This window comes from Lentzea waywayandensis, assembly GCF_900115955.1.
GTDB lineage: Bacteria > Actinomycetota > Actinomycetes > Mycobacteriales > Pseudonocardiaceae > Lentzea > Lentzea waywayandensis.
The window spans coordinates 237766-251832 of the sequence record NZ_FOYL01000011.1; the positions used below are offsets into that span (position 1 = coordinate 237766).

The following is a 14067-nucleotide window of genomic DNA, read 5'->3' on the forward strand; positions in this document are numbered from 1 at the left end:
AAACCGGTGATTGTTCCCATGCCCACGAGCGCGCCCCGTCGCACGGGCTCGTTCGTACTGACCGAAGACGTGACCGTCCGGGTGACCGGGCAGGCGCGCACCGCGGCCGCGATGCTGCGCGAGCACATCTTCCGGGAGACCGGCTACCTGCTGGCGGAGTCGCCCGACGGCATGCTGATGGTGTCGCACGACCCGGCGATGCGCGGGCTCGGCCCCGAGGGGTACGCGCTGCTCGTCAGCAACGACGCGGTGATGCTGCGCGCGGGCACCCAGGCCGGGCTGCGGCACGGCGTGCAGTCGTTCCGGCAGCTGATGACCCGGGACGCGACGGTCCGCGCGGCCGATCTGCGCGACTCCCCCAAGTTCGCGTGGCGCGGTGTGTCGAGCGCGCTGCTGCCGCCGGCCGAGATGCGCAAGGCCATCGACCGGATGGCCGCCTACAAGCTCAACGTCCTGCACGTCTTCCCTGACGGTGATCCGGACGCGTTGCGCGACCTCGTCGAGTACGGCCGTGATCACGGCATCATCGTCGTGCCGGAACTGAGCCCGGCGACGATCGAGTTGCTGGAGCTCTTCCCGAGCCGTTGGGTGCACATCGGTACCGCCAAGCTGACCACCAGGTTCGCCGGTTTGCTGGAACGCCACGGCAAACTGCCGGTGCGGTGGCACGACGGCGGCGCGGACGTCCTGGGCCCGCACGGCAAGCTCGCCGAAGGGGACGACGGGCTGCGCGCCGTCGCGACCGCGGGCTGGGCCGGCGGTCTGCGCACGACCTCCGCGGTGGCGCCCGCCTGGTAGCCGTTCACAGTCGTGGTGTGACCGCAGGTCAGGTGAGGCCCGCGGTTCACATGTTTAACTTTGACCTGCGGGCGTCCTGGGCGCACTGAAGTCGTGTGGCGGTAGAAATTCCGCTGCACCAGGCCTTGTGATCACATCCGTGAACATGTCCGTTCGCTGTTGCAGCACCACGATGACCTGGTTCGACGCTGTGAGCGCGTGCGATCGTGGTTGCCGTGCGGGCCTCTTCGAAGTTCCGGCCGATCCATCCCTTCCGGCTCCTGCTCATCGACGACGACCGAGAGCTGGTGGAGTTGCTCGCCGCGGTGCTGCGCGGCGAGGGATATGACGTCGACGTCGCTTTCGACGGGCAGCGCGGGCTGCATCTCGCGCTCACCCGCCCCTACGACGTGGTGGTGATCGACCGCGCCCTGCCGGTGATCGACGGCCTGGATCTGTTGTCCCGGTTGCGTTCCCGGTCCGTGCGGACGCAGGCGCTGATGCTCACCGCGATGGGCTCGGTGCACGACCGGATCGACGGCCTCGACGCGGGGGCGGACGACTACCTGGCGAAGCCGTTCGACCTGCGCGAGCTGACCGCGCGGCTGCGCGCGTTGTGCCGCCGGGCCGCGGAACTGGCCGCGGTGCTGCGCATCGGCGCCGGTCGACTGGAGCTCGAACAACACCAGGTCGTGCTGCCCGACGGCGAGAAGGTTCCGCTCACCACCAGGGAGTTCGCGCTGCTGCGGGTGCTCGCCACGCACCCCGAGACCGTGCACACGCGGTCGGCGTTGCGGCGCACGGTGTTCTGCGACGCCCCCTCCCAGTCCATTGTGGACACCTACGTGCACTACCTGCGTTCGAAGGTAGGACGTTCGGTTGTGCAGACGGTTCAGGGCATCGGCTACCGGTTGGGGGCTCTGTGAGGTCGTGGGCCGAGACAGAACGCGCGGAGGTCCGGCGGGCAAGGCTGCGGGTCAGCGTGCTGGTGGGCCTGGCGATCACGCTGATGATCACGTTCGTGGGCGCGATCGCGTACGTCGTCATGGCGCACGCGCAGGAAACCCAGGTGTCGCGCGAACTCCGCTACAACGCCCAGTACGGCGTCCCGGGCATCGCGCCCCGGTGCGCGTGGGTGTTCGTGCTGGAGGACGGCGTGCTGCATCTCGGCCCGCTGGAGGTACCGAACGGGTTCCCGCTGCGCTCGGACATCGATGCCGTGCACGCGTCCGGCGCGGCCGTGTCCCGTGACGTGACCGCCAACGACACCGAGTACATGGTGCTCACGGCCCCCGGCGCGAACGGCACGACGGTGCAGTCGGTGTTCGACCTGCGCTACCAGCTCTCCGACCGCTTGCATCTCGTGCAGGCACTGGCGATCGCGCTGATGGCCGGCCTGCTGGTCGCGGCACTGATCGGCCTGGGCGTCAGCCACCGCACCGTGGGCCCGTGGGCGGAGGCGCTGGCGAGGCAACGCCGGTTCGTCACCGACGCGAGCCACGAACTGCGCACCCCGATCGCCCGCGCCTACCTGCGCGCCCAACTCCTCGCGGCCGCCGCGGACCTGCCCGACGACCAGCGCACCAACCTCGACGCGCTGGCCCGGTCGATCCGCGGCCTCGCCGACGTGGTGGACGACCTGCTCGCGTCCGCGCAGCTCCACCAGCGGCTCGACGGCAGGCCCGTAGACCTGGCCGACGTCGCGGAGGCCGCGGTGGTGGGCGAGACCGAACGGGCCGCCGAACGGCGGATCACCCTGTCGCTGGACCATCCCGGGCATCCGGTGGTCGTGAGCGGGATCGAGACCGGGCTGCGGCGCGCCGTGGACGAGTTGCTGGCCAACGCCGTTCGGCACACGCCTGAGGGTGGGCGGATCTCGGTCCGTGTGGGGGTGGTCGCCGGGCAGGTGGAGCTGGTGGTGGAGGACGACGGCGAGGGGTTCGAGCCTGGTGAGGCGTCGCGGTTGTTCGACCGGTTCCACCGGGGGGCCGGTGAGGGGCGGTTCGGGCTGGGGCTGTCGTTGGTGCGGGAGATCGTGACCGGGCACGGCGGAACGGTGGAGGCTGTCGGGCGGCCGGGGCTGGGGGCTCGATTCACGCTGCGGATTCCGGCGGTGGGGCGGGAGACGGTGGCGGTGCGGGAACGGATCGCCACCGCCCGCCCGTGAGAGAGCGTCTGGGGGAAGGGCCGCGCGGCGATGGCTGGTGGCGTACCGGTGGCTGGTGGCGTGCTGGTGGCGGTGGCATGGCGATGGCTGGTGGCGGTGGCATGGCGATGGCTGGTGGCGGTGGCGCGGCGGTGGCTGGTGGCGGTGGCTGGTGGCGGTGGCGCGGCTGTGGTGCGGCGGCGGTGGCGTGGCGGTGGCCCTGCCAGCCGACAGCAGGCGGGAGCCACCATCCGGCCGGCCCTCACCACCGCTCGCGCCCCCTCACCACTCCCCCGTGATCACCACCTCGGCCGCCACCCGGACGTCCTCGTCCAGCGGACGGTCCGGATCCACCGGCTCGATGGCCACCGCCAGGGCGTCCAGCAGGGCGGCGCATCGGCGCGCGGTCGGTCGGCGGCCTCCCACGTGCACGGCTTGGCGCAGTCCCAGCGCGAGCGAGCCGCACAGCAGTCGCAGCAACTCCGCGAGGTCGTAGGCGCGCAGGGCGGCCTGGGTGCCGAACGGGACCACGTCCTGGTTGTGCAGGTTGGTCGGCAGGCTCTGCGTGCTGGCGGGCAGGACTCCGCGCCGGATCTCGGCGATGAACGCCGTCGTCGCCAGTTGGACGCCTTGCAGTCCGTGCTGCTGACCGGGTCCGGCGGCGAGCATCGGGGGCAGGCCGGTGTTGCGGGCCGGGTCGACGAGGAGGTCGAGCTGGCGTTCGGCCAGGTTGCCCAGTGAGGCGGTGACCATGGCCAGGACGTCGGCGGCGAAGGCGGCCGGCTGGCCGAAGAAGTTACCGCCGTGGGCGACCAGGTCGTCGCCGGGGAAGAACAGCGGGTTGTCGCTGACGCCGCCGAGGTCCGCCGCCACGATGCCGTCCACGTAGCGCAGGGCGTCCTCGGCCGCGCCGAGGAGTTGGGGTGAGCAGCGGATGCTGTACGGCTCCTGCAACGCACGCAGGCCCGTGGGTGTGGTGCCGTCCAGCATGGAGCGCATCCACGACGCCACCGTCACGGCGCCGGTGTGGCCGAAGGCGGAGATCAGGCGCGGGTCGGTGAAGCCGGGGTCGGCGCCGAGGACGTCCACCAGCAGGCAGGTCAGGTCGGCCAGCGCGCGGTGGGAGGAGCGGACCGACGACTGGGCCAGCGCCAGGGCGGCGGTGGTGACGGAGGTGCCGTTGACCAGGGCCAGCGCGTCGCGGCCGTCCAGTTGCAAGGCCGACAGTCCGGCCGAGGCCAACGCTTCGGCGGCGGGCAGGCGGACGCCGTCCAGGTAGGCGTGGCCGCGGCCGCGCAGGGCCTGGGCCGCGTAGGCGAGCGGGATGAGGTCTCCGCTGGCGCCAACGGATCCGTAGCGCGGGACCGCCGGGACGAACGTCGTCGCGAACATCGCGGACAGACCCGAGACGACGTGCGCGGACACGCCTGACAGGCCCTGCGCCAGCGACCAGGTCCGCACGAGCAGCGCGGCTCGGGCGATGTCCTGGGGCAGGTCGGGGCCTTGGCCCGCACCCAGGTGTGCGAGGGTGTTGTCGCACTGGTCGGCTTCCGAGGAACGGCCCGCGAAGCCCACCAGGGCGCCGAATCCGGTCTTGGCGCCGTACACCGGGCGCTCGTCGTCGGCCAGCACCGTGCGCAGGTAGGCGCGGCCGCGGTCCACCCGGTCGCGGACGTCGGTTCCGACGAGCACGTCCAGTGGTGCGGTGGCGCGCAGCAGGTGCGCAGGAGTCAGGGGCGAACCCAGGTCCACGGACGTGTCTGAAGCGGTCGTGGTCACCGCACGGACGGTAGGCAGCCGATCTCAGAAAGTTCTGAGATCGCGTGGGTAGCTTCCCCGTCCATGGCTCACGACTACCTGATCATCGGCGCGGGACCGGCCGGTTTGCAGCTCGCCGCTCTGCTCGAGCGGGACGGTCGCGACTACGCGGTCCTCGAACGCGGAAGCGGGGCCGGCACGTTCTTCACCCGTTTCCCGAGGCATCGCAAGCTCATCTCCATCAACAAGGTCCACACCGGGTTCACCGACCCGGAGCAGCGGATGCGGATGGACTGGAACTCGCTGCTGCTCGACGACCCCGAGCTGCTGTTCACCCGCTACACGCCCCGGTACTTCCCGGACGCCGACGACCTCGTCCGCTACCTCCAGGACTGCGCCGCCGGGCTCAACGTGCACTACGACATCGATGTCACGCGGATCTCCCGCGACGACAACGGTTTCACCGTCGCAGACCACAGTGGACAGACCTGGCACGCCAGGAACCTCGTGATGGCCACCGGGGTCTCCCGGCTGCACGTGCCACCGATCCCCGGCATCGAGCACGCCGAGCGCTACGACACCTTCGACACCGACCCCGAGTCGTTCACCGACCAGCGGGTGCTCGTGATCGGCAAGGGCAACTCGGGCTTCGAGACCGCCGACGCGCTGGTCGAGACCGCTGCAGTCATCCACGTCGCCGGGCCGCACTCGGTGAAGCTCGCGTGGCAGACGCACTACGTCGGGCACCTGCGCGCGGTGAACAACAACTTCCTCGACACCTACCAGCTCAAGAGTGAGAACGCGGTCATCGACGGCTCCATCGAACGCATCGAGCCGAAGCCCGAAGGCGGGTTCCGGATCCAGTTCCGGTACGCGCGCACGGTCGAGAGGGTGCGGGAACTGGAGTACGACCGGATCATCGCGTGCACCGGGTTCCGGTTCGACGCCTCGATCTTCGCGGAGGTCTGCCGCCCGGCGCTGATCATCAAGGACCGGTTCCCGCAGCTGACGTCGGCGTTCGAGTCGACGACCGTGCCCGGCCTGTACTTCGCGGGCACGATCACGCAGTCGCGTGACTTCAAGAAGTCGACCAGCGGGTTCATCCACGGCTTCCGCTACGGCGCCCGCGCGCTGCACCGCGTCCTGAGCGCCCGCAACCACGGCACCCCCTGGCAGGGCACGGACCTGGAGCCCTCGCCGGAGGCGATCAGCGACGCGGTCATCGCCAGGGTGAACAGGTCTTCCTGTCTGTGGCAGCAGTTCGCGGTCATGGGCGACGTCGTGACAGCGGACGGGGCGTCCGCGCGGTACACCGAGGAGGTGCCGGTCGCGTTCGTGGCGGACGGCGGTCTGGGCCCGGCCGAGCACCGGTTCGTCGCGACGCTGGAGTACGGGCCCGACCACGACACCGTGGACCCGTTCGACATCACCGTTCCGCGCGTCGCCGAGAACGACCCGGCCAACGCGGCCGACGCGAGCTACCTGCACCCGGTGGTCCGCTACTACCGCCACGGCGTGCTCGCCGCGACCCACCACCTGGCCGAGAACCTGGAGAACCACTGGGACATGCCGGAGGTGCACCAGCAGCCGCTGGTGGTGTTCGTGAAGGAATGCCTTGCCGGCGCGTGAGGAGCCGTTCCCGCGCGCCGTGCTCGACGTGCTCGGCGCCGCCGCGGACCGGCCGGTGTTCGAGCATGGCACCCGCGTGGTGACCGGCACCGAGATGCTCGACCTGATCGCACGGATCGCGACCGGGTTGCGTGCCAACGGGATCGGGCCCGGCGACGGCCTCGCGCTGCTGCTCGGGGTGAACGCGGAGGCGTTCGCGGCGATCCTGGCCGGGCACGTGGTGGGTGCGCGGGTGGTGGGAGTGCGGCCGGGGCTGACGGAGGCCCAGGTGCGGCACCTGCTCGGGCTCGACATCGCGGCGGTGGTGACGGACGCGGGTGGCGTGGCGGAAGGGGCGCCCGTCCGGCTCACCGTCCCCGACCTGCTCACCCACTCCCCAGAGCCGTTGGTCCGCGTCGGCGACGACCTCGCCTCCCCTCCCGCCGAACCGCTGCGCTGCCAGGGAAGACCCGGCGACATCGCCCGGCTGATCCACACCAGCGGCAGCACCGGCGCTCCCAAGGCGTGCGCGCAGACCTACGCGTCGATGACCAACGCCTGGACCGCCCGGCCCGACGCCTGGCCTCCCGCGATCCGGGAGCTGGCGACGAGACTCGACCGCTACCTCGTGTTCGGGTCGCTGTCGAGCCAGGTGATGTTCGAGTACGCGGTGCTGACGCTGACCGCCGGAGGCACGATCGTCGTCGCCGGCGACCCGGCCGACGCGATCACTCGGCTGAAAGCCACCGCGCGCGTGATCACCGTGCCGGGACTGGCCAAGCTCGTCGCCGCGCAGAAACGCGAGCCCGCCGATGTGTCGACGTTGAAGGCCCTGCTGGTCTCCGGCTCTCCCCTGACTCCCGAACGGCACCGCGAGGCCCTGGAGATCCTGGGGCCGGTGCTCTTCCACGGCTACGGCCAGTCCGAGACCGGCATGATCTCGATGGCCATGCCGTCCGATCCTCCTGGCACGGTGGGAAAGCCGCCGGTGGACGTGGAGGTCCGCGACGGTGAGCTCTTCGTCCGCACGCCGGGGCAGGCGAGCGGCTACTGGGCGAATCCCGGGGAGTCCGCCGAGGTGTTCGTGGACGGCTGGGTCCGCACACGCGACCTCGGCCGGTTCGACGCCTTCGGCTACCTGCGCCTGACCGGCCGAGTCAGGGACGTCGTGATCGTCAACGCGAACCTGCACTACATCGGCCCGATCGAGCAGGTGATCGCCGAGCACCCGGACGTCGCCGAGGCCTACGTCGTCGCGGTGCCGGACGACGAGACCGGCGAGGCCGTGCACGCCTTCGTGGTTCCCAAGGCCGATCGCGTTCCCGAACTCGACGAACTGCGCGCGCTCGTGACCGAACGGCTGGGCGCGGCCTGTGCCCCCGCCGAAGTCACCGCGATCTCAGAACCTCCCGTCGCACCGAGCGGCAAGCCCGACAAGCGTCAGTTAGCCAAAATGATCAACTCCGCGTAGAGGAGAACGTCGTGTCCAGCGAGGTTTCGACCGAGTATCTCGTGATCGGCGCCGGTCCGGCGGGACTGCAGGCGTCTTACCTGCTCAAACAGGCCGGACGCGAGCACCTGGTGCTGGAGGCCGGTGAGGCGCCGGGAACGTTCTTCACCCGTTTCCCGCGGCACCGGCAGCTGATCTCCATCAACAAGATCTACACGGGCTGGGACGACCCGGAGCTGAACCTGCGCGTCGACTGGAACTCGTTGCTGTCCGACGATCCCGCGCTGCTGTTCACCGGTTACACCCCGCGCTACTTCCCCAACGCCGACGACATGGTCCGCTACCTCGGGGACTTCGCGGTCAAGAACGACCTGCCCGTGCGCTACGACACCAGGGCCGTGGAGGTGACGCGGCCGGACGACTTCGTGGTGCGCGACCAGCACGGTGTCGCCTACCGGGCGAAGCGGATCATCGTGGCGACGGGGGTCTCGCAGAAGTACGTGCCGGACATCGAGGGGGTCGAGCACGCCGAGCACTACTACGACGTCTCCGTCGAGCCGCAGGAGTTCGCGAACAAGAAGGTGCTGATCATCGGGCGCGGCAACTCCGCGTTCGAGACCGCCGACGCGCTCATCGAGACCGCCTCGGTCATCCACGTCGCCGGGCCCGGTTCGCTGAAACTGGCGTGGCAGACGCACTTCGTCGGGCACCTGCGGGCGGTGAACAACAACTTCCTCGACACCTACCAGCTCAAGTCGCAGAACGCCGTGCTGGACGGACACATCGCCGGCATCCACCGCGACGGCGACGGCTACCTGGTGAAGGTCAGCTTCCAGCGGGTCGACGAGGTGATCAAGGAGATCCGCTACGACCGGGTGATCCTCGCGACCGGGTTCCGGTTCGACGCCTCGATCTTCGCGCCGGAGTGCCGGCCGCGGCTCACGATCAACTCGCGGTTCCCGGACCAGACGGCGGCGTGGGAGTCGGTGAACGTGCCGGACCTGTTCTTCGCGGGCACGATCACGCAGGCCAGGGACTTCAAGAAGTCGACCAGCGGGTTCATCCACGGCTTCCGCTACGGCGTCCGCGCGCTGCACCGGATCGCCGAACAGCGCTACCACGGCGTGGACTGGCCCAGCCGTTCCGTTGCTCCCGGGGACGTCACCGACGCGATCATCGAGCGGGTCAACCGGACTTCCGCGCTGTGGCAGCTGTTCGCGTTCATGTCGGACGCGGTGCTGACGTCGCGGGACGGCACGGCCCGCTACGTGGAGGAGGTGCCGGTCGCGCACCTGCACGAGGCCGTGGAACGCGGCGAGTTCGGCGACGTCGAGTCGTACCTGACGGTGACGCTGGAGTACGGCGCGGACCACGACAAGGTCAACCCCTTCGACATCACCGCCGGCCGCAACTCCCAGGACGACACCAGCGGTCTCGACGGCCGCTACCTGCACCCGGTCGTGCGGCGGTTCCGCGCCGGCGAACTGCTCGACGAGCACCACATCACCGAGAACCTCGAGAACGAGTGGGACAGCGAGACCGTCCACAAGGCACCGTTGCGGGAGTACCTGCGGTGAACCCTGTGCTCGCGGAACTGCACGACAAGGCACGCGCGGTGCTCGACTCCGTCCACTACGACTTCTTCGCGGGCGGGGTCGGGGACGAGGTCGTGCTCGCGGAGAACGAGGCCGCGTTCCGGCGCCTCGCCCTGCTGCCCAGGGTGTTGCGGGGCAACGAGATCAGCACCGACTTCCCGGTGATGGTCGCGCCGACCGCGTTCCACCGGCTCGCCCATCCCGACGGTGAGCTGGCGACGGCGCGGGCACTGGCCGGGACGACTCTGGTGTCGAGCATGGCCTCGACGGTGCCGATCGCCGACGTCGTGGCGGCCGCGACCGGACCGGTGTGGTTCCAGCTCTACGTGCAGCCCGACATGGACGTCACGGAAGCGCTGGTACGACGGGCGGAACGGGCTGGATGCGCGGCGTTGGTCATCACGGTCGACTCCCCCGTGTTCGGGCGGCATCGGCGGGACATCGCGCACGGCTTCCACGACCTGCCCGCCGGGCTGACGGCGGAGAACATGCGCGGCCTGGCCGGAGAGGCTCTGCGGAACATCGAGATGTCGACGACGATCTCGTGGAAGCACGTCGACCGGATCCGGGAGATGACCGCGCTTCCGTTGTGGGTCAAGGGGGTTCTGCACCCGAAGGACGCCGTGATCGCGGTGGGGCACGGGGTGGCGGGGATCGTCGTGTCCAACCACGGTGGTCGTCAGCTCGACCTCGTGCCGGCGGCGCTCGACGCGTTGCCCGCCGTGGTCGACGCGGTGGCCGGACGGGTGCCGGTCGTGCTCGACGGCGGCGTCCGCGGCGGAGGGGACATCGCACTGGCGCTGGCACTGGGAGCGTCGGCGGCCGGGATCGGCAGGCCCGTGCTGTGGGGGCTGGCTGCGGACGGCGAGCAGGGCGTGCGGCGCGTGCTCGACGTGCTGCGCGACGAGTTCCTGCACGTCCTGACGATGTGCGGCGGCGAACTGGCCCGCGACATGGTCGTCGTGCGAGGGGTGGCCGGATGCTGAGCTGGTTGCCCGCACGGGTGGTCGCGTTGCGCGCCAAGGTGTTCGAGAAGGTCAACGGGGACAACGCCATCACGTTCCCGAACGACCGGGTCGGCCCCGACCGCTTCCAGGAGCTCTACAGCCACCCCGCCGCGAACGGCCGCAGCCGGGGCGCCGGGCTGTCGGACCTGTTCTGGTACTGGCTCTCCCCCGGCCCCGAGGTGCACCAGGAGCACCTGGAGGCCGGGCCGCGCTACGACGACGTGGCCCGCGCGACCCGCACCTTCCTCGCGGGATCGAGCGACGCGCTGTCGGCGGCGGCGACGCGATGCACGGCGAAGGTGCTGGACGAGGTTCTCGGCGGCCGCGTCACCGCCGTGCGGTTGCGCGACCTGATGATGCCGGTGTGGGCCGAGTACTTCTACGAGCTGGTGTTCGGCGAACCGTGTCCCCGCCTCGCGCGTGACCTGATCGTCGGACACGCCACCGATGTCGTGAACTCGTTGAAGTGCACCAGCCTGCGTCACCCCGCCCGCCGTGACCGTCTCACCCGCTACCTCAAGGTGCGGCTCGCGGACGTCCGGCATCCGATGCCCGAGACGTTGTCGGAGGCCGAACAGGTGCACTACCTGCAGGGCACCTACTTCAACACGGCCGTCGTGCAGATGGCCGAGGCGATGGCGCACCTGCTGCTCGCGCTGGCACAACATCCCGAAGCGGCGCAGCGAGTCGACGACGACCGGTACTTCGCCCACGTGCTCGACGAGACCTTCCGCCTCTACCCGTTGTTCGGCATCGCCCACCGCATCACGACCGCCGACATCGAACTGGACGAACAGACGTCGTTTCCAGCGGGGTCGGTGCTGTGCTTCAGCTATCCCGCCTACCACGCCACCGGCTACGACAACCCGCACGAGTTCGACCCAGGCCGCTGGGAGAACACCGCGGCACGCAACGAGCACCACATCCCGTTCGGCGTCGCCGCCAACCGCCCCTGCCCGGCGTGGCGGCTCTCCCCCATCGTGATGCGCGCCTGCGCCCGGGAGGTGCTGCACCGCGTCGCACTGCACTCCTCGGTGACGCACACCCGGTCGCTGCCCAGCCGAGGACCGTGCCTGCTCGTCCGCAACGGCCCGGTGCCACGAAAGCGCCTGGCGCTGATGCGCGTGCGCGACCGCTGGGAGGACGTCTGGCGCAGCGTCGTCCAGCTCGTGCTCGGCACCGCGATGGTGCTGCACGCCCACCGGCTCCGGCCGGCCGGGCGCTATTTCGACACGCACGACACGCAGGGTTGCCCGGTCCGGCACTGACCACAGGAGATGCCCGGTGAACCAGATCCACTTCGCGTTGCAGGTCTTCGCCGCGCTGGCGCTCGTGCTCGCCGCGACCACGCTGTGCGGGCGGCTCGCCATGCTGATCAAACAACCCAGGGTCGTCGGCGAGATGGTCGCCGGCGTGCTGCTCGGTCCCGCACTGTTCGGCGCCATCGCACCCGGCGTGCAGGCCCAGATCTTCCCCGCCGACGTCAAGAGCACCCTGTACGTGCTCAGCACGATCGGGCTCACCTTCTACATGTTCCTCGTCGGGTCCTCTTTGGACCACGGCCTCACCACGGGTGCCAACGCGCGCAAGGCGACGATCCTCGCCGTGTCCGGCATCGTGCCCACGTTCCTGCTCGGCGCGGGCACGGCGGTCCTCTTCTTCGACTCGCTGAGCCCCGAGGGATCGCAGCTGTGGGTGTTCATGCTGTTCGTCGGCGGCGCCCTGTCGATCACCGCCTTCCCGATGCTCGCGCGGATCCTGCAGGAACGCGGCATCGCGAACACCCCGATCGGCGGCCTCACCCTGGTCGCCGCCGCGATCGACGACGCGGTGGCGTGGGGGTTCCTCGCGCTGATCATCGCGGTCGGCACGTCCGGCAGCCCGTCCGGCGCGTTGCGCACGATCCTGGGCGCGGCGATCTTCGCGGTCCTGATGCTCACGCTGGGCCGCAAGTGGCTCGCCAAGCTCGGGGAACGCGCCGAACGCGACGGCAAGCTCAGCCGCGACATGGTGGCCGTGATCCTGCTGATCGTCCTGCTGGCGGGCTGGTTCACCGACCTCATCGGCGTGTTCTCGGTGTTCGGCGGCTTCATCACCGGCCTCGCGATGCCCAAGTCGAAGGTCGTGCGCCAGGAACTCGAAGCCAAGCTCTCCGACCTGAACTCGATCCTGCTGCTGCCGGTGTTCTTCGCGTTCAGCGGCCTCAACACGCGCGTCGACGGCTTCGGCTCGGGCGGCGCGCTCTGGTTCCCGCTCGCGGTGATCATGCTGGCCGCGTTCGCCGGCAAGTACCTCGGCTGCGGCCTGGTGGTCCGCGCCCAGGGCTACTCGTGGCGCTACGCCTCCGCGGTCGGCGGCCTGATGAACGCCCGCGGCCTGATGATCCTGATCTTCATCAACATCGGCCTGGCCTACGACCTGGTGACACCGGAGATGTTCGCGATCCTCGTCGCCGTCGCGATCGTCACCACCGCCGCGGCCATGCCGATCTACCGCGCGTCCCTGCCCGACCACCTGGAGGCGCAGGCCGACGTCAGGACCCCGTCACCAGTTCGCTGAGCCGCGCGACCACGGCGGCCGGGACCGGCATGTCCGCGATCTCGGCCGCCACCTTCCCCGCGACCTCCCGCGCGGCCGGGTCATCGAGCAGATGGCCCGCCGCCGCGGTGATCGCGTCGGCGGTGATCTCCTGGCCGACGAGCTTCGCACCAGCACCGGTCTCCGCCAGCACGTCGGCGTTCACGAACTGGTCGGCTCCCTGCGGCAGCACCAGTTGCGGCAGACCGGCCGCGAGCGCGCCGAGGACCGTGCCCGTTCCACCGTGGTGCACCACGAGATCGGCCCGCCGGAGCACCTTCGCCTGCGGCACGAACCCCGCGACGCGCACGTTCGCCGGCACGTCGCCCAGGAGCGCGGAATCACCGGGACCGGTCGCCACCAGGACGGTGACCGGGAGCCGGGCGAGGCCGTCGATCGCCTGCCGCAGAACGTCCGTCGCGCTGAACGACACCGTGCCGAGCGTCAGGTACACCAGCGGTTTCGTAGTTTCGAGCTCTGGCATCGGCACGTCCGGATCGAACGCCGTCGGCCGCTGCCGCAGCACCGTGGGCAGCGCCGCGACCACCGGATCACGCACGGTGTCCGGCCACAGGTCGATCGCGACGTCCCCCATCATCAGGTCGGCGGGCGCGGCGCCGTCCCACATCCACGCCATCTCCCCCGCCGCCATCTGCTGGATCGCGGGCGGCATGGACCGGCCGATCACGTGCGAGACGAACGGGATCCCGGCGTCGCGGGCGGCCTTCGCGGCACCGGTGTCGCTCTGCTCGTAGACGACCAGGTCGGGCTTGATCCGCGGCAGGAGGGCGCCGAGATCCTTGACCGTCGCCCGCGGCAGCACGTCCGCGAACATCGTGATCAACAGCCGTGGCACCTCGGCGTCGCCGTGCCGCCTGCGAGCCTCGGTTTCGGCCTCTGCGACCGAGATGCCCGAGGCGTACGCCTCGAAACCCAGCTCACGCGCCTTCTCCACGAAGCTCGGGCCGATCGCGAACACGACCTCGTGGCCTGCCTGCTGCGCCGCGCGGGCCAGCGGGACCAGTGGAAACAGGTGCCCGTAGGCGGGACGGCACGAGAAGAGGATGCGCACCCCGTCCAGACTAGTGATCTTTCAGTGCTGGAGACGGGTTCGAGGCTGCAGCCGTCCGGGTCGAGGACGTTCGCGGC

The 14067-nt window shown here is 70.4% G+C and carries 11 protein-coding genes; 9 read left to right on the plus strand and 2 right to left on the minus strand.

The annotated features are described in order from the left end of the window. Window positions 1–6: 6 nt before the first annotated feature. The 3 genes from BM417_RS34695 to BM417_RS34705 all read left to right on the plus strand — a co-directional run bounded on the left by BM417_RS34695 (window position 7) and on the right by BM417_RS34705 (window position 2944). Complete coding sequence (locus BM417_RS34695) at window positions 7–798, plus strand: glycoside hydrolase family 20 zincin-like fold domain-containing protein (protein ID WP_281251387.1); 792 nt, start codon at window positions 7–9, stop codon at window positions 796–798. 215 nt (window positions 799–1013) lie between these two features. After that, complete coding sequence (locus BM417_RS34700; protein WP_245822365.1) at window positions 1014–1703, plus strand: response regulator transcription factor; 690 nt, start codon at window positions 1014–1016, stop codon at window positions 1701–1703. Continuing rightward, window positions 1700–2944 carry a sensor histidine kinase gene (locus tag BM417_RS34705; RefSeq protein WP_218164653.1) on the plus strand — a complete coding sequence of 415 codons (1245 nt, stop codon included), beginning with the start codon at window positions 1700–1702 and terminating at the stop codon, window positions 2942–2944. The genes BM417_RS34700 and BM417_RS34705 overlap by 4 nt, the downstream gene beginning before the upstream one ends. A gap of 261 nt (window positions 2945–3205) precedes the next feature. On the opposite strand, the gene BM417_RS34710 is transcribed toward BM417_RS34705, so the two are convergent. Continuing rightward, on the minus strand, window positions 3206–4702 hold the full coding sequence (locus BM417_RS34710; protein ID WP_177320751.1) for an aromatic amino acid ammonia-lyase: 1497 nt from the start codon (window positions 4700–4702) through the stop codon (window positions 3206–3208). Window positions 4703–4765: 63 nt separating this feature from the next. Between BM417_RS34710 and BM417_RS34715 the strand changes: the two genes are divergently transcribed. Genes BM417_RS34715 through BM417_RS34740 form a run of 6 tightly spaced genes read left to right on the plus strand, consistent with a single transcriptional unit; the run spans window position 4766 to window position 12900 of the window. Further along, entirely contained in the window at window positions 4766–6310 is a 1545-nt protein-coding gene (locus BM417_RS34715; protein ID WP_093603254.1) for an NAD(P)-binding domain-containing protein, read from the plus strand. Beyond that, window positions 6297–7760 (plus strand): class I adenylate-forming enzyme family protein, encoded by a 1464-nt coding sequence (locus BM417_RS34720; RefSeq protein ID WP_218164654.1) that lies wholly within the window; start codon window positions 6297–6299, stop codon window positions 7758–7760. The genes BM417_RS34715 and BM417_RS34720 overlap by 14 nt, the downstream gene beginning before the upstream one ends. An 11-nt stretch (window positions 7761–7771) precedes the next feature. Further along, entirely contained in the window at window positions 7772–9316 is a 1545-nt protein-coding gene (locus tag BM417_RS34725) for an NAD(P)-binding domain-containing protein (protein ID WP_093603256.1), read from the plus strand. Further along, complete coding sequence (locus BM417_RS34730) at window positions 9313–10320, plus strand: alpha-hydroxy acid oxidase (RefSeq protein ID WP_093603258.1); 1008 nt, start codon at window positions 9313–9315, stop codon at window positions 10318–10320. The genes BM417_RS34725 and BM417_RS34730 overlap by 4 nt, the downstream gene beginning before the upstream one ends. Next, a complete protein-coding gene (locus BM417_RS34735; protein WP_093603260.1) occupies window positions 10314–11609 on the plus strand; it encodes a cytochrome P450 in 1296 nt (431 codons plus the stop codon). The genes BM417_RS34730 and BM417_RS34735 overlap by 7 nt, the downstream gene beginning before the upstream one ends. 16 nt (window positions 11610–11625) lie before the next feature. Continuing rightward, complete coding sequence (locus BM417_RS34740) at window positions 11626–12900, plus strand: cation:proton antiporter domain-containing protein (RefSeq protein WP_093603263.1); 1275 nt, start codon at window positions 11626–11628, stop codon at window positions 12898–12900. On the opposite strand, the gene BM417_RS34745 is transcribed toward BM417_RS34740, so the two are convergent. Beyond that, window positions 12875–13990, minus strand: a complete 1116-nt coding sequence (locus tag BM417_RS34745; RefSeq protein WP_093603265.1) for a glycosyltransferase — start codon at window positions 13988–13990, stop codon at window positions 12875–12877. The genes BM417_RS34740 and BM417_RS34745 overlap by 26 nt on opposite strands. Window positions 13991–14067: the final 77 nt, after the last annotated feature.

What these genes read in the sequence shown, in the direction of transcription:
- BM417_RS34715 (WP_093603254.1), top strand. Translation starts at nt 4,766, where the DNA reads ATGGCTCACGACTACCTGATCATCGGCGCGGGACCGGCCGGTTTGCAG.
- BM417_RS34735 (WP_093603260.1), top strand. Translation starts at nt 10,314, where the DNA reads ATGCTGAGCTGGTTGCCCGCACGGGTGGTCGCGTTGCGCGCCAAGGTG.